The sequence below is a fragment of the Acinetobacter nosocomialis NIPH 2119 genome (assembly GCF_000368085.1).
Classification (GTDB): Bacteria; Pseudomonadota; Gammaproteobacteria; order Pseudomonadales; family Moraxellaceae; genus Acinetobacter; species Acinetobacter nosocomialis.
Genome location: NZ_KB849239.1, coordinates 2,832,687 through 2,859,113, shown reverse-complemented (window position 1 = coordinate 2,859,113; position 26,427 = coordinate 2,832,687). Strand labels below are relative to the sequence as shown.

The window sequence follows — 26,427 nt, the reverse complement described above, 5'->3', positions numbered from 1 at the left end:
CATTGGTGCTTATTTTTTATTCTTTAAAGTTTCTTCTAATAGACTTACTTGTTTTTGTAGCTCTTCTAAACGTTGGTTGGCTAAATGAAGTGCAGTTTTTTGTCTTTCGATTTCTTGTTTAGACACGAGGTCTAATTTCTCGACAGTTTCATTTAATAATGCACGTAAGTTTTTTTCTAAATCTTTTTTAGGCTCGTCAATTTGTTCCAAAATAGCCTGTAATAGAGTTTCTAGCATGAGATATCCAAACTGTTGTATTACCTTATGCTTGCCAGTTTAACACTGCTTGAACCTCGTATATAGGCTTCTTGGCTTTTCCATATTGGATAACGATAAAATGAAATAAAAACAGGACTGCAAATTCATTTTATTTTTAGTAGCTCATCTACATCTTGATAACTAAATAGGTTATAAAGAAAGCTCATGCAAAAGATTCATCTCCTCCAACCTTTGAAATATTGGCATGAAAATTGAACATAAAACCTTACTGGTGAAAAGAAGCCGAAGGAAACAAACATGAAGCTTGTAACTGCAATTGTAAAACCGTTTAAATTGGATGATGTGCGTGAAGCACTCTCTGACATTGGTGTACAAGGGATTACCGTAACTGAAGTTAAAGGTTTTGGTCGTCAAAAAGGGCATACAGAACTTTACCGCGGCGCGGAGTATGTGGTTGATTTCTTACCTAAAGTAAAAATCGAAATTGCGATTAGCGATGAAATGGTCGACGCAGTAATTGAGTCAATTACTCGTGTGGCAAGCACTGGGAAAATCGGCGACGGTAAGATTTTTGTGACTAACCTGGAACAAGTCATCCGTATCCGTACGGGTGAAACAGGACCAGATGCTGTCTAAATTGGCACAAAGCTTGCTGAGCAATAAATAGCTCGCAAATGAGGTTGGGGGACACGAATGAAAAAAATGCTTATGGCGCTGAGTCTAACAGGCGCACTTTTGGGTGGTACTGCCGCTTGGGCAGAAGAGACTGTAACAACACCGACATCTGAGGTTACAGCAACATCAACGTCTGCAGCACCTGCAACATCTGCAGCAGCACCAGCAGCTGCCGCAACTCCGGCAGCTCCAGCACCGACACCAAAACTCGATACAGGCGATACATCTTGGATTTTAGTTTCAACAGCTTTAGTACTGTTGATGACGATTCCTGGTTTGGCATTGTTCTACGGCGGTATGGTCCGTAAGAAAAACGTATTAAGTACCATGATGTTCAGCCTTTCTGCTGCAATTTTGGTAAGTTTGCTTTGGGTGATTGCTGGTTATTCACTCGCGTTCTCTGGCACAGGTGCATACTTTGGTGACTTGTCTAAAGCTATGCTCAATGGCGTAGGCTTTAACGCACTAAGTGGAACAATTCCTGAAAGCTTATTTGTTATTTTCCAAATGACTTTTGCCATCATTACTGTCGCAATTTTGAGTGGTTCGATTGCTGACCGTATGAAATATTCAGCTTTCATGGCCTTTATTACAATTTGGGTACTTGTGGTTTATGCGCCAATTACTCACTGGGTGTGGGCAACAGATGGTTGGTTATTTAAAGCAGGCGCATTAGATTTTGCTGGTGGTACAGTTGTACATATCAACTCTGGTGTTGCAGGTTTAGTCGCAGCTTACATGCTTGGTAAACGTATTGGCCTTGGCCGTGAATCTATGGCACCGCATAACTTAACTTTAACTGTAATCGGTGCAAGCTTACTTTGGGTAGGTTGGTTCGGCTTTAATGGTGGTAGTGCGTTAGGCGCTGGTGCTCGTGCAAGTATGGCAATTTTAGTGACTCAAGTTGCTGCCGCTGCTGCTGCGTTCTCTTGGTTAGTTGTAGAACGTATGATTCGTGGTAAAGCTTCTGTATTAGGTGGTGCATCTGGTGCTGTGGCTGGTTTGGTTGTGATTACACCAGCAGCAGGTTTCGTCGGCGTAGGCGGAGCTCTAGTGATGGGCTTAATCGGTGGTGTAGTCTGCTTCTGGGGTATTACAGCACTTAAACGTTTACTCAAAGCGGATGATGCATTGGATGCCTTTGGTTTACATGCAGTAGGTGGTATTGTCGGCGCGATTTTAACTGGCGTGTTCTATAGTGATGAAATCATTAAAGCAGCTAGTGTGACTTTAGCACCAACATTTGCAGGCCAATTGTGGGTACAAGTTGAAGGTGTACTTGCAACTATGGTTTACAGCGGTATTGCAACCTTCATTATTCTTAAAGTAATTGATGTGGTGATTGGTCTGCGTGTTAATGCCGATGATGAACGTATGGGTCTGGATTTAAGCCAACATGGCGAACGTATTGAATAATTCATAATATATTTGCTGTACTAAAAACAGTCTTGGGCTGTGATCAAAGCGATGCTTTGATCTGGCTCAGGGCTGTTTTTTTGTCTCATAGAATGCTGGTTCAGTAAGCGTAGAAATTTTGCTACACTAGGTCAAAGTAATTGACCCTGTTAAGTCCGCTATGCATTGTCCATTTTGCAACGCCGCAGATAGTAAAGTCATCGATTCTCGGCTAGCCGCAGAAGGCTGTCAGATTCGTCGACGTCGTGAGTGTGTAGTTTGCGGTGAACGTTTTACCACTTTTGAAAGCTATGAAGTGGTGATGCCCCGTGTGATCAAATCGAATGGAAAGAATGAACCGTTCGATGAAGCCAAGCTACGTCGTTCACTTATGCATGCTTTACAAAAGCGTCCAGTGACACAAGAGCAGATCGAAACGGTTCTGAGCGATATTCAATTGCAGATTCGCCGTTTAGGTGAGCGTGATGTTAAGTCTAGAACTATTGGTGAAATTGTTATGCAATCTTTATTTGCACTTGATCATGTTGCCTATGTTCGTTTTGCTTCGGTTTATCAAGACTTTCAGGATGTTGAAGCGTTTCGCCGTCAAATTGAGCAAATGCAACAACGTGAACACTAATCATTTGAGATTTATATGTCTGAGTTGAAACAAGATCAGTACTGGATGCAGCAAGCCATTGAACTTGCCAAACGAGGACTCTATTCGACAAAACCAAATCCAAATGTCGGTTGTGTTATTGTCAAAGACAATCAAGTGATTGGTGAAGGTTTTCATCCGAAAGCTGGTCAACCTCATGCTGAAGTTTTTGCGCTGCGTCAGGCGGGTGAACAAGCACAAGGCGCAACTGCTTATGTGACGCTTGAGCCGTGTGCTCATTATGGACGAACCCCGCCGTGTGCTGAAGCATTGGTTAAAGCACAGGTTAAAAAAGTGGTGGTGGCATGTCCCGATCCCAATCCGCTTGTTGCAGGTAAAGGTGTTCAGATCTTAAAAAATGCCGGTATTGAAGTAGAAATCGGGATTTGTGAAGATTTGGCAGCTCAACTTAATCAAGGCTTTTTAAAAGCGATGTCTACGGGCATGCCATATGTGCGTTTAAAAGTTGCTTCTAGTTTAGATGGGCGTACTGCAATGGCATCGGGTGAGTCGAAGTGGATTACTGGTTCTGCTGCTCGTCAAGATGTCCAACATTGGCGTGCGATTTCAGGTGCCGTGATTACAGGTATTGATACTGTGATTGCTGATGACTGTCAGCTTAATGTACGGTCACTCCATAATATTGATATCGAGATGGTTGCGCAGCCAAAACGGGTAATTCTAGATCGAAGAGGGCGTTTACCGCTCACTGCTAAAATTTTAGAAAATCCTGAAACTGTCATGGTGATGGGGCCATATCGTCAGGAACTTGCTGACTTAGGCGTGATACAATTAGAAATTCAGCCTTTAAAAACACTATTACAGGCCTTATCTAAGCAATACCAAATTTATGATGTGCTGGTTGAAGCTGGCGCAACATTGTCTACCGCCTTTTTGCAAGAAGGTTTGGTGGATGAAATGATCAGTTATGTTGCCCCGACTTTATTGGGGCAAAGTGCAATAGCCATGTTCAACGCAGATTTTGAATATATGGCACAGCAACTTCGTTTTAAACTTCTTGATGTAATGCAACTTGATCAAGATATACGCTTAAGGTTAATCCCTACGCAAGAGAAAGTATGAATTCAGAGCCTTCGGTTTACCACAAACGTCGTCATGCAGCCCGCACGACAGACGAATATCTTTTTCATCAGCTTGTACCATACTTGGGTAACAAGCGCCGATTGCTCCACTTGATTTTAGAAGCTCTGGAAATTACAGGGACGCTGAACAGCAAGAAAAAGAATCCTCCGATTTTTGCCGATTTCTTCGCAGGTAGTGGTGTGGTGTCTCGCTTGGCACGTCAAAATGGTTACCGAGTCATTGCAAATGACTGGGAACCTTATAGCCATGCTTTAAATCATGCGATTTTAGCTTGTGTCGATGCACCCGCGTTTAAAGAGCTTGGTGGCTACCAGAAAGCCATCGATTATTTAAACCGTTTACCTGAGGTTAAAGGTTGGGTAACGCATAACCTTTGCCCTCGTAATGATGATGTATACGATCCTTCGCGTGACCGTTTGTTTTTTAAGCGTCGTAATGGTATGCGCATTGATGCGATTCGCCAGCAGATTGCAACATGGCAGGCACAAGGCGCAATTAATGATGTAGAAATGAGCGCCTTGCTTGCGCCATTACTCTATTCGGCAAGTTTTGTGAGTAATACCAGTGGTGTATTTAAAAGCTTCCACCAAGGGTGGGGCGGACGTACACAAACGGCCTTAGAACGAATTGAATCATTGCTGTGGCTCACACCGAGCCGTTTTTGTGAGATTGGTGACCGTAAACGCCCTGCAGCTGAAATGTGGTGTGTAGATGCTCAGCATTTAGCAAATCAGATGAGCGGTTTTGAAGTAGATGTAGCCTATCTTGACCCACCTTATAACCAGCATGCTTATAGTAGTAACTACCACGTTTTAAATGCATTGACGTTATGGGATCAAGTCGACCTACCACCGCCAGACACGAAAGGTTATAAGAGTGGTATTGACCGTGCATGGCGTAAAGAGCGTCCAAGTCCTTATAACTCGTCTAAACATGCAAAAGATGCGTATGAAAAATTACTTTCAACCATCAATGCGCGTTATATTCTGACCAGTTATTCCACCGATGGTAATATTGAGCCAAAAGACTTACTGATGGCCAATCTGGAGCGTGGAAAAGTCACTTTATTGACTCAAGATGTTCCACGTTATCGCGTAAGTAAACAACGTCAGTCAGAGCGCGCACGTGTGCTTGAGTTTATTGTGATTACAGATACTCATGCCAAACCAGGGCCGCCGTTACGTCAATTGTTAGGCCAGCTTTACCACTTTGCCGAGCTAGGTGGTGTAGATACTTCAGGTAACAGTACGCAGCTCGCACTTTGGTAAGCGCTGCAATTTAAGCAGTGTAAAAGATTTGGAGAATGAGCCATGTTTACAGGCATTATTGAAAGTTTAGGTAAAGTAGAAAGCCTGCAAAGTGTAGGTGGCGATGTGCGTTTACGTATTCAAACCGATTTGGATATGTCGGATGTACATTTAGGTGACTCAATTGCAACCAATGGGATCTGTCTCACCGTTATTGAGTGGGGAGACAACTGGTACGCAGCTGATGTTTCTCGCGAAAGTTTAAACCGTACCACTTTAGGTAACTGGAAAGTGGGTCAACGTGTCAATGTGGAAAAGGCGATGCTGCCGACAACCCGTTTTGGTGGACACATTGTAAGTGGTCATGTTGATGGTGTAGGTGAAATTACCGTAGTCCGTGAAGATGCTCGCTCAATTTATTATGAAGTGACAGCACCTGTAGAACTTGCTAAATACTTAGCAGAGAAAGGTTCTGTGACAGTAGATGGTATTAGTTTAACCATTAACCATTTGCGTGGTAATATTTTAAGTTTGAACTTAATTCCACACACAGCAGAACGTACCAATATTGGAACATGGCAAGTCGGTAGCAAAGTTAACCTTGAAGTTGATGTATTAGCACGTTATATCGAGCGTTTATTACTGGGTGATAAAGCTGCTGAACAAAAAACCGAGTCAAATATTAGTATGGCTTTCTTAGCTGAAAATGGTTTTTTAAAATAAACTTTTAAATCGCTAAAATAAAAAAACCGGACATATGTTCCGGTTTTTTATTTTTGAAATTAATGTTTGGTCAGAGTAACCGAGTGTGTGCCAACCCATGGTTTATTATGCTGGGTGCGTGTAATTGAAAACTCACCTTTTTCTGACGCTCGTGTGAGTAAAATTGAAAGTGAGTTAAAGTCGTTATGACTCATATAAAGTTCTTGTGCTGAAAATGTCCATTGCTCACCCTGATTAAGCTGCTCAAGTTGCATTGAAATCTGATGTGGAATGTCCATTTTTACCCTCATTAATTTTCATAAATACATATGCATTATTCTAATAATTATTTGAACTAAAAGAATATTATGCATGACTATTTTGTGACAATTAAATGTCATTTTTATGACAAGGAGCGTTGTATAAACTTTACTTTTCTATTTTTTCATCAGAAAACTTAGAATTTTTTAAAATATATTCAATTTCTTCTTGAGCTGCCGAATTTAGCTTAGCTCGGAAAGCCGTAACAGACTGTTCAATTAAGCTCTCAGCTTCAAGTTCTAAACGAATACGTAAACTTTCAAGCTCAGATAAGATTTGATCATCGGTAATGCTAAGCTTTACTCCAGAAGAGTAGTTCACTGCTGGTGTTTCAGGATTTTTCTGATAACGCGCAGTGTGTTCAGCAACTTCTTGTTCTAAATGACTGCGGAAAGCTTGTAGAGCTTGAGTTTGTTCACTAAATTTACGAACTTCGTCTGCTTGTAATTCAGCAGCATAGGCTGCTTCCATTGCGCGCTTATCTGCAAGAGACTTTTCTAAAGCAAGCTGACGACGAATACGTGCCTGTTCGATTAACTCTGCTTTTAAGTCAGCATAAGCTTGTTCAATGTTTTGCTGTGATTCTAGCTGTGCCTTCTCATCATTGAGTACCCAAAGTTGAATAGGCGTCTGAGGCTCTAATAAATCACAAATACGTGCCAAATCCTGTTGATAGGCATGACGGACAGCTTCAGGCGCATTTAACCATCTTTTTTTAAAATCTTGCCCGACATTTAATGCCACCACAGTTCTCCTTTGCTCAACAGTATCTACATTTTAGCGCGTTATAATTTAAAGGTTCGAGGTTCTATACCTAAACGACGATACATTTTAAATTTTTCTCGGCCAATTTGCTTGGCTGCTTCATTATTTTCAACAATTTCTATAATGTGGCTAAAATGATTCACTTGTTCAAGTGCATGATTGTTAAAATTAAATACCAACCAGCCTTGTTCAGAAGGTTGTTTAGCCGAAATACATACTGCTGCATCTGTCTGATCAATCCCATGCGCAATGAAACTGGTCGGATCAAAGCTCCACAATTTTTCATCAAGTGTCTGTTGTAGCTGTACATCTGGGCAATACCACCAGATGTTTGAATGCTTTAGTAAGATCTTTCGACATAAACGGCAAGCACTATCGACTTGCCGTTCTTCACTGGTTTCAAACAGATAAAAGCTAACTTTAGCCATTCGTATTTACACGGTTAGCCAAGAATTGCATAAGTAGTGGTACTGGACGGCCAGTTGCACCTTTTGCTGTACCTGATAACCAAGCTGTTCCTGCTACATCTAGATGAGCCCAACGATAGTCACGAGTAAAACGCTCAAGGAAGCAGGCTGCTGTAATTGCACCACCGTGTGGTCCACCAATGTTAGCGATGTCTGCAAAAGGTGAGTCCAATAGTTCTTGATAATCATCAATCACTGGCATGCGCCATACACGGTCGAATGACTGCTCACCAGCTTGTTGTAGCTCAGTTGCTAAAGCATCGTCAGGAGAGAATAAACCGCTTAACACTTTACCTAATGCCACTATACAAGCACCAGTTAATGTTGCGATATCAATCACAACTGCCGGATTGAAACGTTTGATATACGTTAACGTATCGCAAAGAACTAAACGGCCTTCAGCGTCAGTATTTAAAATTTCAACAGTTTGGCCGCTCATGGTCGTTACGATATCGCCTGGGCGGGTCGCCTTACCCGAAGGCATATTTTCTGCTGCTGCAATCGCACCTACCACATGAATTGGAAGGCGTGCTTCACATAGTGCGCGAATCGTACCAAGTACAGAGGCTGCACCACACATATCGAACTTCATTTCATCCATGCCAAGGCCTGGTTTTAAAGAAATACCGCCTGTATCAAAAGTAACGCCTTTGCCGACAAGTACGACAGGGGCTTGTTCAAGCTGTGCTTGGTATTCAAGAGTGACAATACGGCCCGGACGCTCAGATCCTTTACTCACAGCAAGGAAAGCATACATGCCTAAGTCAGCCATTTGCTGCTCATTTAAGACAGTCACTTTGAGTAAATCAGGGAATTCTGCTGCCAAAGCTAAAGCCTGTTCAGCCAAATATTCAGGGAAACAGATATTACCTGGACGGTTACCTAAGTCACGCGCAAAAGATTGACCAGATTGTACGGCATGTACTAAAGCAAGTTGATTTTCATCAAGGCTTGTGTGTGGACTAATTAAATCAACTTGTTGTAACACAAATTCATTTTTTTTCGATTTAAACTCATCATAACCATAAGCTGCTTGAGTTAAGCTTAATGCAAATAAATAATGGTATTCGACAGGTAATGCAGCAATATCAACTGCGATATGCTTAAATTTATTTTGTGTCGATTTGATAATGGTTTGTGCCAATTTAGCTAACTTAACTGCTTGAAGTTCAGCTGCTTTTCCTAAACCAAGTAGTTGGCTGTGAGGTTGAGTGCTAAGCTGACCAAATAATGGCAGTGTCTCATTGAAGTTAGCTTTATATTGAGTCGCCGTAAGAATACTTTCTAGGTTATTGATTTGATATGTATTGAGGTTGCTTTGTAGCTGTTCTGAATCAACTAAAACCCACAAAGATTCATTAGATGTTTGTTCAGGAAAAGTTGTATAAGTTGTAAATTTCATGGCTGCCGTGATTGCCTATAGAAAGTTATGTTGGATTAAAACATTGAAACACTTTCAAGCATAGCGTTGCAATGTGCGGTTTTATATTTTTAACATTCGGGTAAACTAGCGTTCGTCCCGTTTAGCCTTTTGGAAGTATTAATTTGATTATTCGGCGTTATCTCGTCAAGCAAGTTGTCTCTACCTCATTGGTGGTCATCGCATTATTGACCCTAATCATGATGGGTGGTCGTCTGATCAAATACTTTGGTGTGGCGGCACAGGGGCGTTTAGATGCAAGTATTTTATTTAGCATCATTGGATACCGTTTACCTGAATTTTTAACCCTCATTTTACCACTGGGATTTTTTATTGGTTTAATGTTGGTGTTTGGTCGTTTATATGTTGACCATGAAATGGCTGTCTTGAATGGTAGCGGGGTAAGCCGTCATCAATTGGCACGCTTACTCATTCCAATGACACTGGTTTATATGGTTTGTCAGTCTGTGCTTATGCTGTGGATGACGCCGTGGGGACTACGTGAATTTGAAAAATTAACAACGACCCAAGCTGTACGGACAGGCTTTGACTTGGTTCGACCAAGAGAGTTTATTTCTTCAGGACCTTATACGATTTATGCAGGTTCACTGTCGGAAGACCGTAAAAACCTCAAAGATATTTTCTTTTACCAGCGGGCTGCCAAAGAAGGCAAACCAGATGTCATGATTTTGGCCAAAGAGGCAACACGTGTTGAGGTTGCCAATGATACTGCCAATGTCGTCGATCTGGTTCAAGGGCGCCGTTATGAAATATATCCGGGACAACCTAAATATACGCAAGCAGAGTTTCAGTCTTATCGTTTAAGACTTGAGAATGATAAAGACGTCAAGTTTGAGAGTAGTGACGTAGAGGCACTTCCAACCTCTAAACTATTGGCTAAAACAAATGATCCAGTCATTAGAAGTGAATTAGGTTGGCGTTTATTCGGTCCGTTTACCATTATTGTTGCTCTCATGATGTCGGTTGCGTTGTCTGAGGTGAGTCCTCGACAAGGTCGTTATTATCGTCTCATTCCATCTATTTTTATTTTTGCGAGCTTGATTGTACTTATGATTGCGATTAAGACTCGTATTAGTAAAGGTGAGCTCGATATTTGGGCGTATCCAGCGGCTTTATTGGTTTATGCAATTGCAGCTGCCTTATTTTCTCGTAAACAGAAATTAGGGCCGAAAATCAAGAAACAGATCAAGCGAGTGAAATTATAATGTTAGCACGTCGAATAGTCGCCAAATATGTGACGAAAACCACTGCGCTTGCAATGTTTGGTACCACCATTGTCTTATCTGTTTTGCAAGTCTTGTTTACCTATTTAGGTGAACTGGGTGAGTTAAAGCCTGACTATAATGCATGGCAAGCTTTTATCTATGTGTTATGGGGTGCTCCTCGTTATCTATATGAAATTTTGCCTATTTCAGCCTTAATTGGTGCGGTAATTGGATTGGGCGCTTTAGCATCCAACAGTGAACTCATCGTGATGCGCTCGGTTGGGATCAGTTTATGGCGTATTGTGGGCTGGGTAATGCGTTCAGCTTTGCTACTGATTGTTTTATCTTTTGCGTTAAGTGAATGGGTTGTTCCCTATACCAATGAGAAAGCACAAAGTATCAAAAGTCATCGTTCAGTTGCTGCTCTAGGCGAAGTAAAAGGCTATTGGTCAAGAGAAGGGCAACGCTTTATTTATATTGACTATGCGAACTCGCAAGGAAACTTAAGAGATATTCAGGTTGTCGACTTTGATAAAGAATATCACTTGCAGTCTGTAATTAATGCAGAGCAAGGAAAGTTTATTAAAGACGGTCAATGGTCTTTGCAAAAAGCCAGCCAGACAGACATTCTTACAGATGGTAATTCGATACTAAATAATCATGATCAGCAGTCTTTAGGATTGGCTCTACAACCTAAATATGTCCACATGGTGACTTTAGACCCTGAAGACTTATCTCCAAGTCAGCTCATTAGTTTTATGCGCTATATGGATGAATATAGCCAAGTTCCTAAAACTTACCAATTGGCTTTCTGGCAAAAAGTTGCTTCTCCATTTTCATTGATTACGCTTGTATTAGTGGCTTGTTCTTTTATTTTTGGTCCACTGCGTCAACAGTCAATGGGCTTTCGTTTGGTGATCGCACTCTTTATTGGTTTAGGCTTTTATTACTTACAAGATTTCTTGGGTTACGCAAGTTTGGTATACGCGCCTTCACCAGCGTGGTTTGTACTTGTACCTATTATTTTAATGTTTGGTGCCGGTAGTTACTTACTTTACCGTGCTCGCTAATTCGAAAGAATATAAATGGCTTTCTCAATGAGATGCATTGGTGAAAGCCATAGGAAAAAATAGAGTCTTCACCGAAAATTCGGTAAGATATTGCGATGAAATTGTAGACTAAAGAGAAATTGATTATGACGGATGCAACTGCTGGCAAGATCCCTCACGTTCTGGTCATTATGGATGGTGTTGGACACCGTGAAGCGATTGAAGATAATGCTTTTCTTGCAGCAAAAACCCCGAATTTAACTGCAATGAAAGCAAAGCATCCAAATAGTCTTATTTCTGGTTCTGGTGAAGATGTAGGTCTACCTGATGGACAAATGGGTAATTCTGAAGTTGGCCATATGAATCTTGGCGCTGGACGTGTGTTGTATCAAGATTTTACCCGTATTACTAAAGACATCCGTACTGGCGACTTTTTCAAACATGAAGTATTAATTGATGCTGTTGAAAAAGCCAAAGCTGCTGGTGGTGCAGTTCATATTATGGGCTTGCTCTCAGAAGGTGGCGTTCACTCACATGAAGACCACATTGTGGCGATGTGTGAACTCGCATTAAAACGTGGTGCAAAAGTTTATCTTCATGCATTCCTTGATGGTCGTGATACTCCTCCACGTAGTGCACAATCTTCACTAGAAAAATTAGACGCTCTATTTGCTCAATATGAAGGCAAGGGCCGTATTGCAACTATGATTGGCCGCTATTTTGCAATGGATCGCGATAATCGTTGGAACCGTGTAGAACAGGCTTACCGCCTATTGACCGAAGGTGAAGCAGTTCGTACAGCAAATACTGCTGTTGAAGGTTTAGAACTTGCATATGCAGCCAATGAAAATGATGAATTTGTGAAAGCAACTCGTATTGGTGATGTGGCTAAAGTTCAAGATGGCGATAGCGTTGTTTTCATGAACTTCCGTGCTGACCGTGCTCGTGAAATTACACGTGCGTTTGTTGAAAAGGACTTCGCAGGTTTTGAGCGTAAAGTTGTACCGAACCTTTCTAAATTTGTCATGTTGACACGTTATCAGGCCAGCATTGATGCACCTGTGGCATATATGCCTGAAGAGTTGAAAAACTCACTTGGTGAATATTTATCTTCTCTTGGTAAAACGCAATTACGTATTGCTGAAACAGAAAAATATGCGCATGTGACTTTCTTCTTTAGTGGTGGTCGAGAAGATGAATACCCAGGTGAGAAGCGTATTCTAATTCCATCACCAAACGTTGCGACATATGATCTAAAGCCTGAAATGAGTGCTTATGAAGTAACTGATGAACTCGTTAGGGCAATTAACTCGGGTGAGTACGATTTACTTGTTGTGAATTATGCCAATGGTGATATGGTCGGTCATACAGGCGTATTTGATGCCGCGGTTAAGGCGGTTGAAGCAGTTGATACATGTTTAGGTCGTGTATACGAAGCTGTGATGGCCAAGAAAGGTCATATGCTTATTACTGCTGACCATGGTAATGTTGAGCAAATGCAGGACTACGAAAGTGGCCAAGTTCATACACAACATACAACAGAGCTTGTACCATTTATTTATGTTGGTCCAACACAAGCGACTATCGCAGAAGGTGGTGTACTTGCAGATGTTGCACCGACTATCCTTCATCTAATGCAGATTCCTGTACCTGCGGAAATGCAAGGTCGTAATCTGATTACATTATCTGCATAAGCGATAGGTGACTAAATGCTGCAACACAATATATATAAAGCTTTTTTGGGTAGTGTATTGATGTGTTGCAGCCAGTTTGCTCTTACTGCTCCTGTTGTAAAAGAAAAATTATCGCCTCAACATGCTGATTCACCAGAATCAGAAGAAAGTTATGCAGAAGTCCCTATTGAGTCGATTCAGCAGTTTGTACAAATTTACGGGATTGTTCGCGATAACTATGTCGATGAAAAATCGGACGATGCTTTATTTTTACAAGCAATTAAAGGCCTTGTTAGTGGTCTAGACCGTTACTCACGCTATTTGTCAGCTGAAGAATACCGTCAACTCATTCAATATACTGAAGGTGATCTTGCTTCGGTTGATTTTGCATTAAGCCCAGAAGCACATGTCCATAAATGGATGATTCGTGACCTAAAGGCAGGTTCTGATTCATATAAACTAGGCTTGAGAAATGGACAGACCATTTTAAAGATAGATAATCAGGAACTTAAAAATCTAACCCAAGATCAGGTGCTTGGTTTGTTGTATGGTTCAATAGGCTCAACGCTGCAAGTACAGACAGAAGAGTCAAATACCCCAATCAGTTTAGTCCGTAATAAAAAGATTGAAACTGATATCGAACCTGTCATGTTACATAATCAGGTATTGGTACTAAAAATTAGAGTATTCCAGCAAGATACCGCCAATGAGATTAAACGTTTAATTGAAGAAAATAGTTCTTCGCGCTTAAAAGCTGTATTAATTGATTTAAGAAATAACCCAGGCGGGCTGCTCTCTGCTGCTGTTGAGTCAGCCGATTTATTTTTAAATCATGGCATTATTGTTTCTACAAAAAGTCGTTCAGAAGGTAATCAGCAATTTCAGGCCTTACCGGGAAATGATTTTCAAAATATAAAAGTTGGTATTTTAATTAATCATCGATCTGCCTCGGCAGCAGAAGTTTTTACTGCTGCAATGAAAGAGCATCAACGTGCTTGGGTCATGGGTGAAAAAAGTTATGGAAAGGGCGTTGTACAGAAACTTTTCCCTTTGCCAAGTGGGGCAGCCTTGCAAATGACGGTCTCACATTACTACACGCCAAATGGTAATATGATCGAAGGTCAAGGTATTCAGCCTAACCAGACCTATCCCTTGCCTCCAGAAATGAAAGACGAAGTTTATTTAGAGCGTGTTGCCGACCTACTTCTAAAAAGGAAGTAAGCTTTATACTTCCTGTTCAGTTTCAGTATCTAACCCAAATTTCTTCAAACGGTAGCGTAAAGAACGGAAAGTCATTCCTAATTTTTTAGCTGCTAAGGTTCGATTCCAATGGGTCATATTGAGTGCATTGAGCAGAATATCTTTTTCAATACTCTCTAAATAACGTTCTAGACCCTCACTTGGTAATTTTTTTACAATCTGTGGCGTAGCTACGGGATTCTGCAAGCTTTGAGATACCGTTGCGATTGAATTAGAAATATTTGCTCTTAAAGGGGCTGGGTGCAAATGCGGTACATCAATATTGGCATCGTCACTTAAAGTAATTGCTCGCTCAATCATATTTCTTAATTCGCGAACATTGCCGGGAAAGTGTTGTTGTAGCAGATAAGTTTCAGCAGCCTCAGTTAATTGTTTAAGTGGGGTTTCCCACTCCATACAAATTTTCTGAATAAAGTGATTCGCAAGTAACAAGACATCTTCACCACGTTCGCGTAAAGGCGGTAACATGAGATCCATAACATGGATACGGAAGAATAAATCCTGACGAAATTTGCCTTGTCTAACCAATAAATCTAAGTCTTGATGACTCGCGCTAATCACCCGAAAATCAACATCAATTTCCTGATCAGAACCGACAGGACGAATCTTTTTTTCTTGTACTGCGCGTAGTAATTTAACCTGCATACTAAGTGGTAATTCGGCAATTTCATCTAAAAATAAACTGCCACCATGAGCAGATAAAATGAGGCCCTGTTTGTCTTGAGTCGCTCCAGTAAAACTGCCTTTTTTATGTCCGAACAGCTCGCTTTCCATCAGTTCAGTTGGAATAGCGCCACAGTTAATCGCAATAAAAGGCCCTTCACTACGGTTACTCAGCCGATGAACTAGGTTGGCAACCACTTCTTTACCTGTTCCAGACTCGCCAGTAACAAATACAGGTGCTTGTGAGCGCGCAATTTTTTTAATTGCGATGCGTAGTTGTTGAATAGGCTGAGAGCGGCCGATTAATAATTTGTTTTCTAGAGCACTCTCTGCAAAATCATGCTCTATTTTTTGCCGATTTAAGGCTTTCTGTAATAATTGATCTAGATGTACTTGGTTGACCGGTTTGCTTACAAAATCAAAAGCGCCTGCTTTTAATGCGGCAATTGCAATATCCATATTGCCGTAAGCAGTTAAAACCGCAATGGGTGTGTTTGTATAATTTTGAGAGACATGTTTGACTAACTCTAACCCACTCCCATCGGGTAAGTTTAGATCGGTTAAACATGCATCGTAATGAAACTGTGTGAAGAGTTGTTTGGCCTGTTCAACCCGATAAGCAAGATGTGTTTTAATCCCCATTCGTGCAAGTGTCATTTGCATTAAAAGGCACAAATCTTCCTCATCGTCTACAAGCAAAACGAGTGGTTGCTGTTCTGCCATTTCCCCAAAAACCTAATAAAAAATCAATATATTATTGGGCATTCTATTCTGAAGCATGCCCCTTGTTTTTGCTCTACATAGGTGAGCTTTGCATGGTTTGCCTCACAAAAACTATGAGACAAGTATAATCCTAAACCAGTTCCATTAATTTCGGTACTAAAAAATGGTTTAAATAATTGAGATATATCACGTTTTGAAACACCTTCACCGTAATCGATCACATCAATATAAATTTTATTTGTTTGTGAATGAATGTTGATCATGACATTCGGTGAGTCGGGTGCATTATGTCGTAAAGCATTTCGCACTAAATTGATCATGACTTGTCTTAGTTGTTTTTCGTCAAATAAAAATTTTAAAGAACGATCAGAAATTTTGAGTTGAATTGAGTGCTTAACGTCAGATAAATCTTCATCGAGTAGCGTATTTATAAAATTGTTTAAGTCAATCTGAATAGGGTGTGTTCTTTCGCTACGAGCAAGTCCTAAGGTGTCCTGAACAATACTATCAATGCGTTTAGTTTGCTTGCCAATCATATGGCGTAAAGTATTTTGTTGTTCGAGATCACTATCTTTAAGTAACTCATTTGCTTGAACAATTGCAGCCAGGGGATTGCGGATTTCATGTGCAATACTTGCCGAGAGTTGCCCTAAAGCGGCAAGTTTAAGTTGCTGTGCTTGCTGATTAATTTGTTGGGCATCTTGTAAAATGAGTAGTGTTAGAGCTTGTTGCGGCACTAAAAGATGCTGTACTTTAATATTAATGGAATAAGCCGATAGCCGAGACTCAAAAATAAATCGGTCATTTTCTTTTAAGTCGCCAAACTTCAATATTTCAAATAAATCGGCATGCCACTTTGCTAAAGGATATTTTTCATTGGCAAACTGGGGAGGAATACCAAGCAATGAACAAGCAGCGGGATTGCTAACAACAATGTCGTAATTTTCGTCTAAAACTAAATAGCCTTGTTCAATTTGCTCTAAAATATAACGGTTAATATTTTGAAGCTGGTAAAGCTCGATTGACTGGTGAAAGGTGAGTGCTTCAAGTAATTTAAAGCGCTGCACTGCAATTTGTCCAATCCCGTGAACAACGAAAAATAAAAAAGCTAATAAAGCGCTATTACCGATTGTGTTTAGATTGTTGTAGTCAAATAAACTACCCACGAAGCGTTGGTAAATAACCGCAATAACCGCAAGTAAGGTAATAACTAAAGACACTCTTGCACTGAGCAAAATCGCCGAAGTAAAGATAGCAATCACATACAGCAAACTAATTTGTAAATTAGGCTCCCCAGCAGAAAATGAAAGGAGGCTTAAACAAATAATGTCGACAATAAAAAATAAAATAAGCTGCCGAGTAGTTTGGATAGCAATAAATTTAAAGCATAACAATTGCACAAGACTTACAATTGAATAGCTTAGTAAAGTGTAAAAATATAAAGAGGGTTGCTGCAAACTATTGTCGGTTTGAGCATTGGTTAAAACCAAAATAATATTCAGGCTAACCGCAATAATAAGACGGTATAAACCATACCAAGTGCCCAAACGAAAAATCGTATGGGACAGGGATGAATTTAAAGGAGAGTGCATGTAAGTCTGATTATGGTTTGATCAGACCGTAACGAATCGCAAGATGTGTGAGTTTTACATCACTATCAATTCCTAACTTTTCAAAAATACGGTAACGGTAAGTATTTACAGTTTTCACACTTACAAAAAGTTTATCGGCAATTTCTTGTGCGCTAATACAGTTAACGACCATCATCGCAACTTGCATTTCCCGCTCCGATAACGAATCAAAAGGAGATTGTTGAGTATCAGATAAATAAGAGCTTGCTAGTTGCTCGGCAATATCGGCACTAAAATATTTACCACCCTGCATGACCTTATTAATTGCACGAACCATCTCGGCAATTGGGGCTCCTTTGGTGATATAGCCTTTTGCTCCAGCTTTTAGCAATAAAGATGGGTAGGGTTCTTCGGCAAGGCCACTTACAGCAATCACTTTCGTCTCTGGAGCTGTTTGTAATAAACGACGAGTTGTTTCTACACCACCGATGCCTGGCATGTTGACATCAAGTAGTACGACTTGCGGATGTTGCTGGCGAACGATAGCAATAGCTTCTTCCCCAGATTCGGCTTGTCCAATTACCTCAACATCTGCATGATCTTCTAACATACGGCAAATACCCGTACGTACCAGTTCATGGTCATCGACAACTAAAACTGTAATCAAGAAGACCTCCTTTCTTTCAAAAAACAAGTTTTTTGTTACATAAAGCAAAATAAGCTTGCAATGGAATGACAAAATTAGCAATCCTATTCTTCTATAGTGAGCGAATAGTTGTGCACAATTGTGTCGGTAAAGCTTTATACCTTATATCTCAAATGTAAGGCATAATGATAGTAAGCGCAAATGTGTGTCACCCTGAGTCGAGTATTGTGCCGTGAAAAATTCTAAAAAGTCTTTAATGCATGTGCTAAGCATGTCTATTTTGCTTAGTTTGAGTTCAACAAGCTTTGCAGAACTCGTCAATAACCCGTCCTCAGGGAGTACTGGTACTGCAAGTTTAAATTGGTCTGCAGCGGATGCTAGTCAACTTTTAAATGATGAAGATGATGAGCCGACTCCGCAAGGTTCAACGTCTGTTACTACAACTTTACGTGGCAGTAATGCACCGAAAGTTATTAGCTCTACACCTAGAGTTGCTCCAATCCGTGATACCGTGGGCTATAATGCCCAGCCGAGTGTTAGTGCACGTGCTGCACTTGTAATGGATGCGCAAACGGGTGAGGTCCTTTATAGTAAAAACACCAACGCGTCAGTACCGATTGCGTCTATTACCAAATTAATGACAGCAGTTGTAACCGCAGATGCGCGTTTAAACATGTCAGAAGAAATTACACTTGAGCAAATCGATTTTGCCGGTGCAAATGGTAAGAACTCAAGCTCTACCTTACGTGTGGGCGACAAGATGAACCGTGCAGAAGTTCTTCTGTTTGCTTTAATGAAGTCAGAAAACCCAGCGGCAGCAGCTTTAGCACGTACTTATCCGGGCGGTCGTCCTGCATTCGTAGCAGCGATGAATGCTAAAGCACGTTCTTTGGGTATGAATGCCACTCATTATTACGAATCAACCGGTTTAGATCCACGTAATGTCTCTTCGGCGCGTGACTTGGGAATTTTGGCGAGTACAGCGTCTCAGTATGGTTTGATCCGTCAATTCTCAACAACACCAACTTACGACTTTAATTTAGGTTACCGTGTACTCAAGTCAAACAATACCAATGCTTTAGTGCGTAATGGTGGTTGGAATATCAACTTATCTAAGACCGGTTATATTAATGAAGCAGGCCGTTGTGTTGTTATGCATACTACTGTGAACTCACGTCCAGCAGTCATTGTATTGCTTGGTGAACCAAGTACACAGGCGCGTAATAACGATGCAACTAACTTATTAGGTTGGTTAAGTAATTTGCCAAAACGTATTTAAGTTAAATATTTTAAAAACGCTTCTTAATAGAAGCGTTTTTTTATGCCATTTTAAACAGCATAAAAAACGGCTGTTTAATACAGCCGTTTTTTATAAAAATTCAGATTTTACATATTAGATAAAATTGAATCTTTTACTTGATCCATTGTTGCATCAATTGACAACATCACTGCATCAGCACATTGTTTGATTGCAGTATCAGGATCTTTCAAGCCATTACCAGTTACTGTACATACGATGACAGAACCTTCAGCAATTTTACCCGCTTTAATGTCACGGATCGCACCACCGATAGAAGCAGCAGACGCTGGCTCAACAAATACACCTTCATACATAGAAAGTAAGCGTTGAGCTTCTAAAATTTCGCTGTCTTGAAGTTCATCAAACCAGCCTTTAGAGTCGCGTACCACAGCTTTTGCATGGTTCCAGCTTTGTGGATTACCAATACGGATTGCAGTTGCAACTGTTTCAGGGCTTTCAACTGGAGCACCACGCAAGAATGGAGCTGCACCAGAAGCTTGGTAACCTACCATTGTTGGTAAGCCTTCTGGTTTAGGACCGGTAAATTGATCGGTCGCAGCATCATATATAACTTGTTCAAACTGATCAGCAGGTTGGTTTGCTACAGCTTCTGTATAACCCATCCAGTGAGCGGTGATGTTACCTGCGTTACCTACTGGCAAGCAGTGATAGTCAGGTGCACGGCCTAAAGCTTCAACAATTTCATAAGCAATCGTCTTTTGACCTTGCAAACGGTAAGGGTTGATTGAGTTTACAATCGTTACAGGAGCTTGATCAGCCACTTCTTTTACTAGACGCATACCATCATCGAAGTTACCACGGATTTGCATAGTGATCGCACCATACATCATGGCTTGAGCCATTTTACCCATCGCGATTTTGCCTTCTGGAATCAAAACAAATGCTTTGATACCAGCACGCGCAGCGTATGCGGCAGCGGCAGCAGAAGTGTTACCTGTAGATGCACAGATAATTGCTTTAGAACCTTCTTCAACCGCTTTGGTTACAGCCATGGTCATACCACGGTCTTTAAATGAACCAGTCGGGTTTAAGCCCTCATATTTCACATAAATTTCAACATCTTTGCCAATAATACGTGGAATATTCTCAAGTTTAATGAGAGGGGTGTTGCCTTCACCCAAAGAGATAGCACGAGTAGTTGCCGAAACTGGCAAACGGTCACGATAACGATCTACAAGACCAGTATAACGATTGGCATTAGACATGATGGTGTTCCAATTATGAGGTGAAGCGGGAGAGGGAATCTTTCCCTCAACCTGATTAACTATCGAGCGATTCTAAACGAATTCTTACGATTTCGCCACGAATTGCAGGTAATGCTTGAATTTGCGCAAGAGCGTCATCCATTTTTGATTCAACGATTGGATCGGTCAAAATTACGATTGGAATGAGGTCTTTTAAGCGTGATTGTTGCATGATGGCATCAATACTGATTCCAGCACGGCTTAAGATGGTTGTTACATCTGCAAGTACACCAGTCTGATCTTCAGCATTTAAGCGGATGTAATAACCTGTAGTCATTTGTTCACGGCTTAAAATTGGCATATTTGTTAATGCTTCGAAAGCCAGTTGAGGAATTGTGCCTGCTCCATCTTCTGTATAAGAGATGTCACGAACAATATCAATCACATCGGCAACGACCGCAGAAGCTGTTGGACCAGCACCAGCACCAGCGCCATAGTACAGCGTTGGGCCAACGGCATTGGCTTGAACTAAGACAGCATTTTTAACGCCGTTTACGTTGGCAATAAGCTGCTCATCTGGAATAAGCGTTGGGTGAACACGTAACTCAATACCATGTTCAGCACGACGTGCAATACCTAAATGTTTAATGCGGAAACCAAGTTCTTCGGCATATTTCACATCTTGCGCAGTGATTTTGCTGATACCTTCGGTATAGACTTTATCGAACTGCAGAGGAATACCGAACGCACAAGACGCTAAAATTGTAAGCTTATGTGCAGCATCAATACCTTCAACGTCAAAAGTTGGGTCTGCCTCTGCATAACCGAGTTCTTGAGCTTCTTTTAATACATCATCAAATGCACGACCTTTCTCACGCATTTCAGTCAGAATAAAGTTACCTGTACCATTAATGATGCCTGCTAACCATTCGATATGGTTTGCAGCAAGGCCTTCACGAATCACTTTAATAATTGGAATGCCGCCAGCAACTGCTGCTTCATAAGCAATTTGGACAGCGTTGTCTTCTGCTGCTTTAAATAGTTCATTGCCATGTTCAGCGAGTAAAGCTTTGTTTGCAGTAACAACTTGTTTACCGTGCTTGATGGCTTCCATAATGACTTCGTAAGCAGGGTGAATACCACCCATCACTTCTACAACCACATCTACATCGGGTTGACGAACGATATCAAGTAAGTCTGCGCTTTGTTTAATCCCTTCTAATTCGAGATCTGGACGAGGGCGACGTGTTCCAACGTGGGTAATTTGAATTTCTCGACCGGTGCGACGTTTAATTTCAGCGGCATTTTCTTGTAGTAGTTTAAGGGCTCCTCCACCTACGGTACCTAGACCGAGTATTGCCAGGCGAACTGGTTTCACGTCACACTCCATATCATCATTGAATCATTTAATTGAAGCTAGATCATAGCTAAAAAAAACGCCAGACTCTAGCGCTTTTCGTGCCTGTTCAATCAATTAGAGTGCGATGTTCGGAAAAGCAGAGTAGATCAGTCTTTAAACACTGGCATGTAAAGAACTATTTATTGAAAAAACAAAGCGCTGCAATAAGAGCAGCGCTTTGTGTACAAGATAACTGGTGAACTATTCATCAAAATTGAGAATATTATTTATCCAGACGTTTAACTAACTCATCTGGTGTTAAGTAGCCACCGAGATATTGTCCGTCAACGTTGTAGATGGCTGGAGTACCATTCACACCCATGTTTAAACCAAGTTGATATTGTTCGCGAACAGGGTTTTTGCATTGAGCAGGTGGAATACTAATGCCTTGTACAGCTTGATTAAATGCAGCTTTACGGTCTGCACTACACCAAACGGCTTCCATCGTTGGCATAAATTGTTCGCCGCGCGGCCACGCAATGTAACGAACCTCAATGCCTTTCTCATTAATCTCGGCTAAATGCTCATGTAGTTTGTGGCAATAAGGACAACTTGCATCGGTAAACACATAAATTACATGTTTAGCTTTACCACCCTTAGCTGGGTAAACAATCAAATCTTCATTTTTTAAAGCAGCAAGGTGCTTTTTGTTTTCTGATGCTTGAAGGTTGTCGCCAATATTATGCAGCTCTTTACCGCCTAAACGGATGACATCACCTTGAATAAGGTACTTACCATCACTTGTCGTATAAACAGAAGTCATACCTTCAAGGTTTACCCAATATAAATTAGGTACTTCAGTCGGTTTGATGTCTAAAATTTTGACGTTGATGTTTGCATTCTTAAATTGTTTTTGCAAAGTTTCGATTAAACGCTGTTTAGCATTGCGTTCAATGATGGTTGAAGCTTCCCCAGTAGCAGGTGCGGTCGCTGTGAGCGCATCTTCTTTTTGTGGTTTGTTTTCTTTAGAACAAGCACTGAACAACAAGCTAGAAGCCAAAGCACAGGCAAGAAAAATTTGAGATCGGGTAAAGGACATAGATAACCCTTATTTCATCAGTATTTATAGTCAGAAGCTGCTAAGCATAACAAAAAATCTAGTGTGTATTGTTAAAACTTTCTTAACCTTTGTGAACGAAATCAAATGATTGTTCGGTGTATTTCATATAATTCGTTTAAAAATTTTTAACCTCTAGGGTGATGTTTTTCATGTAATTGTTGCATTCTTACTTGTGCTACATGGGTATAGATTTGGGTGGTAGATAAGTCACTATGGCCCAGTAACATTTGTACTACGCGTAAGTCAGCGCCGTGATTGAGCAAGTGTGTTGCAAAGGCATGACGTAAGGTATGAGGCGACAGCTCAGCCTGAATATTGGCTTGTAGTGCATATCGTTTAATTGCATACCAAAAATTCTGACGGCTCATGATTCCGCCATGTTGAGTTAAAAATAAATAGTCAGTGGAAGTTTTATAAAGTTGTGGACGTGCATCATTTAAGTAGCGTTCTACCCAGTCACAAGCATATTGGCCTAATGGTACTAAACGTTCTTTATTGCCTTTACCAGTAATACGTAAATAGCCTTGTTTTAAATTGATTAGCTCCAAGCGCAAGTTGATTAGCTCGGAAACACGTAAACCACATGCATAAAGTACTTCAAACATCGCTCGATCACGTAACCCCAAAGCTGTTGTAATGTCAGGCGCTTGAATCAGTGCTTCGACATCTTCTTCTGATAAATCTTTGGGTAAAGCTCGGCCAATTTTGGGTGAGTGATGTGTCGCTACCGGGTTATCGCTTCGTAATTTTTGTTCACGTAAAAATTTGTAAAACTGGCGTAGGGCAGATAAACAACGTGCAATTGAGCGTGGACTTTTTCCTATTTTGGTGAGTTCAATAAGGACATCAGAAATGTCATCACTCGACCATTTCGGCAAGCTATTTTTTTTATGAAGTTCAGCACATTGAATCAGGTCAGATAAATAAGCATTACGAGTATGTGGACTTACTGTTTGTGCAACTAAATAGTCGCGAAAACCTTGTAAAAAGCTCAAATGTTCAGGAATTTGAACAGGGCTTGGAATACGCGGTTTCTTATTTATCATAAACAATGTCCTCTAAACCCCTGTACTTTAAAAGAAACTTTAAGATTTGTCGATTAAAGTAGGTGAGAATTGAAATTTAACCTTATTTGGTAATTATTCTCATTTATATGTATACTAGTAAAAAAGGTTTAGGATCGGATGCGGTGCGTTTATCAGCGTTGAAAGTGAAGCAAGCGGCTACCATCACCAAAGTAGATCGGATGACACAAACATCCGAGCAACAAGATTTGGTCGCAATTCGTTTGGAAAGCTTGGGCTTTGTACCAGGTACTCGAGTAGAGGTGATTACCAAAGGTATTTTTGGTGGTGATCCGATCTTAATCCAAATTGGCTTTACTCGTTTCGCTTTACGTAAGGCGGAAGCGGAAAAAATCGAGATTCAGTTAGAAGGAGTACCCGCATGAGTAATGCGCTACGTATTGCCCTTGTGGGAAACCCGAACTGCGGTAAAACTTCGCTGTTTAACCATTTAACTGGAACAAGACAAAAGGTTGCTAACTATGCGGGTGTAACTGTAGAGCGTAAAGTCGGTAACTTTCAATTACCTTCAGGCCGTGCAGTTCGTGTACTAGATTTACCGGGTACCTATAGTTTGCAGGCAACTAGCCCAGATGAAGAAATTACCCGTGATGTCTGCCAAGGCAAAATTGCCGAAGAAGGGCAGCAAGATGCTTTTTTATGTATTGTCGATGCGACGAACTTAAAACTGCATTTGGGTTTGGTACTTGAAATTATTGAATTAGGGCGTCCAATTCTGGTTGTATTGAACATGATGGATGAAGCGCGTCGTCGCGGTATTCAAATCAATACACAGAAACTCTCTGAGCGTTTAGGTGTTCCTGTTGTTGAAACGGTTGCCGTACGTAATTCAGGTATTGAAAATTTATTGCATGCGCTCGATCAAGAAAAATATACCGTACCTCATACTGAACTGAGTGGTTTAAGTGGTGGACATCATCAGAAAATCGAAACGATTTTTAAAGATGTGGTTAATTTTGTTGATCATGATGATAAGCGTACTGACTTTCTAGATCGAATTTTCTTACATCCTGTATTGGGTTTACTCAGCTTGGCAGTAATGATGTTTATTGTCTTTCAGGCAGTATTTGCTTGGGCTGAACCTTTTAAAGCTGCAATTGAAGATGGGGTAATCCCATGGTTAGGTGAGTGGTTAAATGGAGCCATCCATCAACCTGTGCTACGCAGTTTAGTCGTAGACGGTGTTCTGGCAGGAGCGGGCACAGTACTGGCTTTCTTGCCTCAAATTTTGATTCTCTTCTTCTTTATTTTGGTACTCGAAGAATCAGGTTATTTACCGCGTGCAGCGTTCTTGCTCGATAAATTAATGTTTAAAGCCGGCTTGAGTGGTCGTTCTTTCATTCCATTATTATCAAGTTTTGCCTGTGCGATTCCTGGCATTATGGCAACCCGAAGTATCAGTGATTCACGTGACCGTTTTACCACGATCATGGTTGCACCCCTCATGACATGTTCGGCACGTTTGCCTGTCTATGCCTTGTTAATTGGTGCATTTATTCCAAGTCAAACTGTTTTAGGCATCTTTAACTTACAAGGTTTGGTGCTGTTTGGTTTATACATGGCAGGTATTTTAAGTGCACTTTGTGTTGCCTTTGTGATGAAGTTTTTGCGTAAAGACAAATCACAGCATGCCTTGTTAATGGAATTACCAAGTTATCGTTTTCCTGATCCAAAAAGTATCGCTATTGGGTTGATGGAGCGCGCAAAGATTTTCTTGCGTCGTGTTGGTGGGATTATTGTTGCATTGACCATTATTCTTTGGTTCTTGTGTACTTTCCCTCAACCACCCGAAGGCGCAACGCTACCAGCAATTGATTATAGTTTTGCGGGTATGGCAGGGCACTTTATTCAGCCTTTATTCGCACCGCTTGGCTTTAACTGGCAAATCGTGGTGGCGCTCATTCCCGCAATGGCTGCTCGTGAGGTTGTGGTTGCAGCATTAGGTACGGTATATGCGTTATCTGGTGCTGATGATAATGCTGTTGCACAGGGGCTTGCTCATTTGATTAGTGCAAACGGCACGGGTTGGTCATTGGCTACAGGGCTATCTTTATTGGTCTGGTTTATTTATGCACCACATTGTTTAGCAACCTTGGCAACGGTACGCCGTGAGACAGGTTCATGGAAACATGTGGCAGTCATGACGGCTTATCTATTTGGTTTGGCTTATCTCATGTCATTTTTAACCTACCAAATTGCATCACGCATTTGGGGTTAATAGGAGGCGCTTATGTTTGATTACCTTATTGTTGCTGTATTGGTGTTGTGGAGTGCCATTGTTGTCTTTAAAAAGGTATTTCCTCAAACGTCCGCTTCAGTATTTCTTGCATTATCAATCCAGTGTCAACGCTTGGGTTGGCAGCGTTTGGCATCATGGTTGAAGCCTAAACAGGCTGCCGGTTGTGGTGGCAATTGTGGCTGTTCTACTGATGATGCACCTACCCAAAAGTCCGCTCCGGTACAAACGGTGAAGTGGCGTTAACTTTTCTGTATAAAAAGCCATCGAATGATGGCTTTTTTACGCACTGACACAAAAAAAGTAGAATAAAAGTCAAACTGAAAAAGTATTCAAAACAGCAAAGTGCTAACATTTT

At 41.0% G+C, this 26,427-nt stretch carries 26 protein-coding genes; 14 read left to right on the top strand and 12 right to left on the bottom strand.

The window, feature by feature from the left end; translation table 11 throughout:
• Window positions 1–9: 9 nt before the first annotated feature.
• The gene (locus tag F984_RS17205; RefSeq protein ID WP_002048939.1) at window positions 10–237 is read right to left on the bottom strand and encodes an accessory factor UbiK family protein; all 228 of its coding nucleotides are present in this window, start codon (window positions 235–237) and stop codon (window positions 10–12) included.
• A 279-nt stretch (window positions 238–516) separates the two neighbouring features.
• Here F984_RS17205 and glnK point away from each other — a divergent pair, with 279 nt between their 5' ends.
• The 6 genes from glnK (at window position 517) to F984_RS17175 (ending at window position 6,021) form a co-directional block, all read left to right on the top strand.
• A complete protein-coding gene (gene glnK, locus F984_RS17200; protein WP_000780326.1) occupies window positions 517–855 on the top strand; it encodes a P-II family nitrogen regulator in 339 nt (112 codons plus the stop codon).
• A 57-nt stretch (window positions 856–912) separates the two neighbouring features.
• Window positions 913–2,310: an ammonium transporter gene (locus tag F984_RS17195; protein ID WP_002048891.1), complete on the top strand. Its 1,398-nt coding sequence runs from the start codon at window positions 913–915 to the stop codon at window positions 2,308–2,310.
• A gap of 160 nt (window positions 2,311–2,470) precedes the next feature.
• Window positions 2,471–2,929, top strand: a complete 459-nt coding sequence (gene nrdR, locus F984_RS17190) for a transcriptional regulator NrdR (protein ID WP_004710970.1) — start codon at window positions 2,471–2,473, stop codon at window positions 2,927–2,929.
• Window positions 2,930–2,944: 15 nt separating this feature from the next.
• A complete protein-coding gene (gene ribD, locus F984_RS17185; protein ID WP_004710968.1) occupies window positions 2,945–4,030 on the top strand; it encodes a bifunctional diaminohydroxyphosphoribosylaminopyrimidine deaminase/5-amino-6-(5-phosphoribosylamino)uracil reductase RibD in 1,086 nt (361 codons plus the stop codon).
• Window positions 4,027–5,319: a DNA adenine methylase gene (locus tag F984_RS17180; protein WP_001083669.1), complete on the top strand. Its 1,293-nt coding sequence runs from the start codon at window positions 4,027–4,029 to the stop codon at window positions 5,317–5,319. Before ribD ends, F984_RS17180 begins: the two co-directional genes overlap by 4 nt.
• Before the next feature lie 42 nt (window positions 5,320–5,361).
• Window positions 5,362–6,021 (top strand): riboflavin synthase, encoded by a 660-nt coding sequence (locus F984_RS17175; RefSeq protein ID WP_004710964.1) that lies wholly within the window; start codon window positions 5,362–5,364, stop codon window positions 6,019–6,021.
• Window positions 6,022–6,080: 59 nt separating this feature from the next.
• Here F984_RS17175 and F984_RS17170 read toward each other — a convergent pair whose 3' ends face one another.
• From F984_RS17170 to F984_RS17155, 4 genes are all read right to left on the bottom strand, one after another.
• Window positions 6,081–6,299, bottom strand: a complete 219-nt coding sequence (locus F984_RS17170) for a hypothetical protein (RefSeq protein WP_002048916.1) — start codon at window positions 6,297–6,299, stop codon at window positions 6,081–6,083.
• A 130-nt stretch (window positions 6,300–6,429) separates the two neighbouring features.
• Complete coding sequence (gene blhA, locus F984_RS17165) at window positions 6,430–7,068, bottom strand: cell division protein BlhA (protein ID WP_080631573.1); 639 nt, start codon at window positions 7,066–7,068, stop codon at window positions 6,430–6,432.
• A 38-nt stretch (window positions 7,069–7,106) separates the two neighbouring features.
• Window positions 7,107–7,514 carry a DNA polymerase III subunit chi gene (locus F984_RS17160; protein ID WP_004710959.1) on the bottom strand — a complete coding sequence of 136 codons (408 nt, stop codon included), beginning with the start codon at window positions 7,512–7,514 and terminating at the stop codon, window positions 7,107–7,109.
• On the bottom strand, window positions 7,507–8,955 hold the full coding sequence (locus tag F984_RS17155; RefSeq protein WP_004710957.1) for a leucyl aminopeptidase: 1,449 nt from the start codon (window positions 8,953–8,955) through the stop codon (window positions 7,507–7,509). The genes F984_RS17160 and F984_RS17155 overlap by 8 nt, the downstream gene beginning before the upstream one ends.
• Before the next feature lie 143 nt (window positions 8,956–9,098).
• Between F984_RS17155 and lptF the strand changes: the two genes are divergently transcribed.
• From lptF to F984_RS17135, 4 genes are all read left to right on the top strand, one after another.
• Window positions 9,099–10,199, top strand: coding sequence for an LPS export ABC transporter permease LptF (lptF, locus tag F984_RS17150; RefSeq protein WP_002048889.1), 1,101 nt, complete (start codon window positions 9,099–9,101; stop codon window positions 10,197–10,199).
• Window positions 10,199–11,269: an LPS export ABC transporter permease LptG gene (gene lptG, locus F984_RS17145; protein ID WP_002048976.1), complete on the top strand. Its 1,071-nt coding sequence runs from the start codon at window positions 10,199–10,201 to the stop codon at window positions 11,267–11,269. Before lptF ends, lptG begins: the two co-directional genes overlap by 1 nt.
• 125 nt (window positions 11,270–11,394) lie before the next feature.
• A complete protein-coding gene (gene gpmI, locus F984_RS17140; protein ID WP_004710953.1) occupies window positions 11,395–12,942 on the top strand; it encodes a 2,3-bisphosphoglycerate-independent phosphoglycerate mutase in 1,548 nt (515 codons plus the stop codon).
• Between the two features lie 15 nt (window positions 12,943–12,957).
• A complete protein-coding gene (locus F984_RS17135; RefSeq protein WP_004710951.1) occupies window positions 12,958–14,142 on the top strand; it encodes a S41 family peptidase in 1,185 nt (394 codons plus the stop codon).
• 3 nt (window positions 14,143–14,145) lie between these two features.
• On the opposite strand, the gene F984_RS17130 is transcribed toward F984_RS17135, so the two are convergent.
• The 3 genes from F984_RS17130 to gacA are packed head-to-tail and all read right to left on the bottom strand — an operon-like array spanning window position 14,146 to window position 17,805.
• Window positions 14,146–15,567: a sigma-54-dependent transcriptional regulator gene (locus F984_RS17130; RefSeq protein WP_004710949.1), complete on the bottom strand. Its 1,422-nt coding sequence runs from the start codon at window positions 15,565–15,567 to the stop codon at window positions 14,146–14,148.
• 23 nt (window positions 15,568–15,590) lie between these two features.
• Window positions 15,591–17,159 (bottom strand): sensor histidine kinase, encoded by a 1,569-nt coding sequence (locus F984_RS17125; protein ID WP_004710946.1) that lies wholly within the window; start codon window positions 17,157–17,159, stop codon window positions 15,591–15,593.
• 10 nt (window positions 17,160–17,169) lie between these two features.
• Window positions 17,170–17,805: a response regulator transcription factor GacA gene (gene gacA / locus F984_RS17120; RefSeq protein WP_000633799.1), complete on the bottom strand. Its 636-nt coding sequence runs from the start codon at window positions 17,803–17,805 to the stop codon at window positions 17,170–17,172.
• Between the two features lie 211 nt (window positions 17,806–18,016).
• Here gacA and pbpG point away from each other — a divergent pair, with 211 nt between their 5' ends.
• Window positions 18,017–19,063 (top strand): D-alanyl-D-alanine endopeptidase PBP7/8, encoded by a 1,047-nt coding sequence (gene pbpG / locus F984_RS17115; RefSeq protein WP_004710943.1) that lies wholly within the window; start codon window positions 18,017–18,019, stop codon window positions 19,061–19,063.
• Between the two features lie 107 nt (window positions 19,064–19,170).
• Here pbpG and thrC read toward each other — a convergent pair whose 3' ends face one another.
• The 4 genes from thrC to xerD form a co-directional block, all read right to left on the bottom strand.
• Window positions 19,171–20,310, bottom strand: a complete 1,140-nt coding sequence (thrC, locus tag F984_RS17110; protein WP_002048893.1) for a threonine synthase — start codon at window positions 20,308–20,310, stop codon at window positions 19,171–19,173.
• 55 nt (window positions 20,311–20,365) lie between these two features.
• Window positions 20,366–21,667, bottom strand: coding sequence for a homoserine dehydrogenase (locus tag F984_RS17105; RefSeq protein WP_002048970.1), 1,302 nt, complete (start codon window positions 21,665–21,667; stop codon window positions 20,366–20,368).
• 244 nt (window positions 21,668–21,911) lie between these two features.
• Complete coding sequence (locus tag F984_RS17100; protein ID WP_004710941.1) at window positions 21,912–22,727, bottom strand: DsbC family protein; 816 nt, start codon at window positions 22,725–22,727, stop codon at window positions 21,912–21,914.
• A 146-nt stretch (window positions 22,728–22,873) separates the two neighbouring features.
• Window positions 22,874–23,794 carry a site-specific tyrosine recombinase XerD gene (gene xerD / locus F984_RS17095; RefSeq protein ID WP_002053149.1) on the bottom strand — a complete coding sequence of 307 codons (921 nt, stop codon included), beginning with the start codon at window positions 23,792–23,794 and terminating at the stop codon, window positions 22,874–22,876.
• 143 nt (window positions 23,795–23,937) lie between these two features.
• On the opposite strand from xerD, the gene F984_RS17090 reads away from it, so the two are divergent.
• The 3 genes from F984_RS17090 to F984_RS17080 are packed head-to-tail and all read left to right on the top strand — an operon-like array spanning window position 23,938 to window position 26,315.
• Window positions 23,938–24,198, top strand: a complete 261-nt coding sequence (locus F984_RS17090; protein ID WP_002053176.1) for a FeoA family protein — start codon at window positions 23,938–23,940, stop codon at window positions 24,196–24,198.
• Window positions 24,195–26,051 carry a ferrous iron transporter B gene (feoB, locus tag F984_RS17085; RefSeq protein WP_004710937.1) on the top strand — a complete coding sequence of 619 codons (1,857 nt, stop codon included), beginning with the start codon at window positions 24,195–24,197 and terminating at the stop codon, window positions 26,049–26,051. Before F984_RS17090 ends, feoB begins: the two co-directional genes overlap by 4 nt.
• Before the next feature lie 12 nt (window positions 26,052–26,063).
• On the top strand, window positions 26,064–26,315 hold the full coding sequence (locus tag F984_RS17080) for a DUF6587 family protein (RefSeq protein ID WP_002053159.1): 252 nt from the start codon (window positions 26,064–26,066) through the stop codon (window positions 26,313–26,315).
• The last annotated feature ends 112 nt before the right edge of the window (window positions 26,316–26,427 follow it).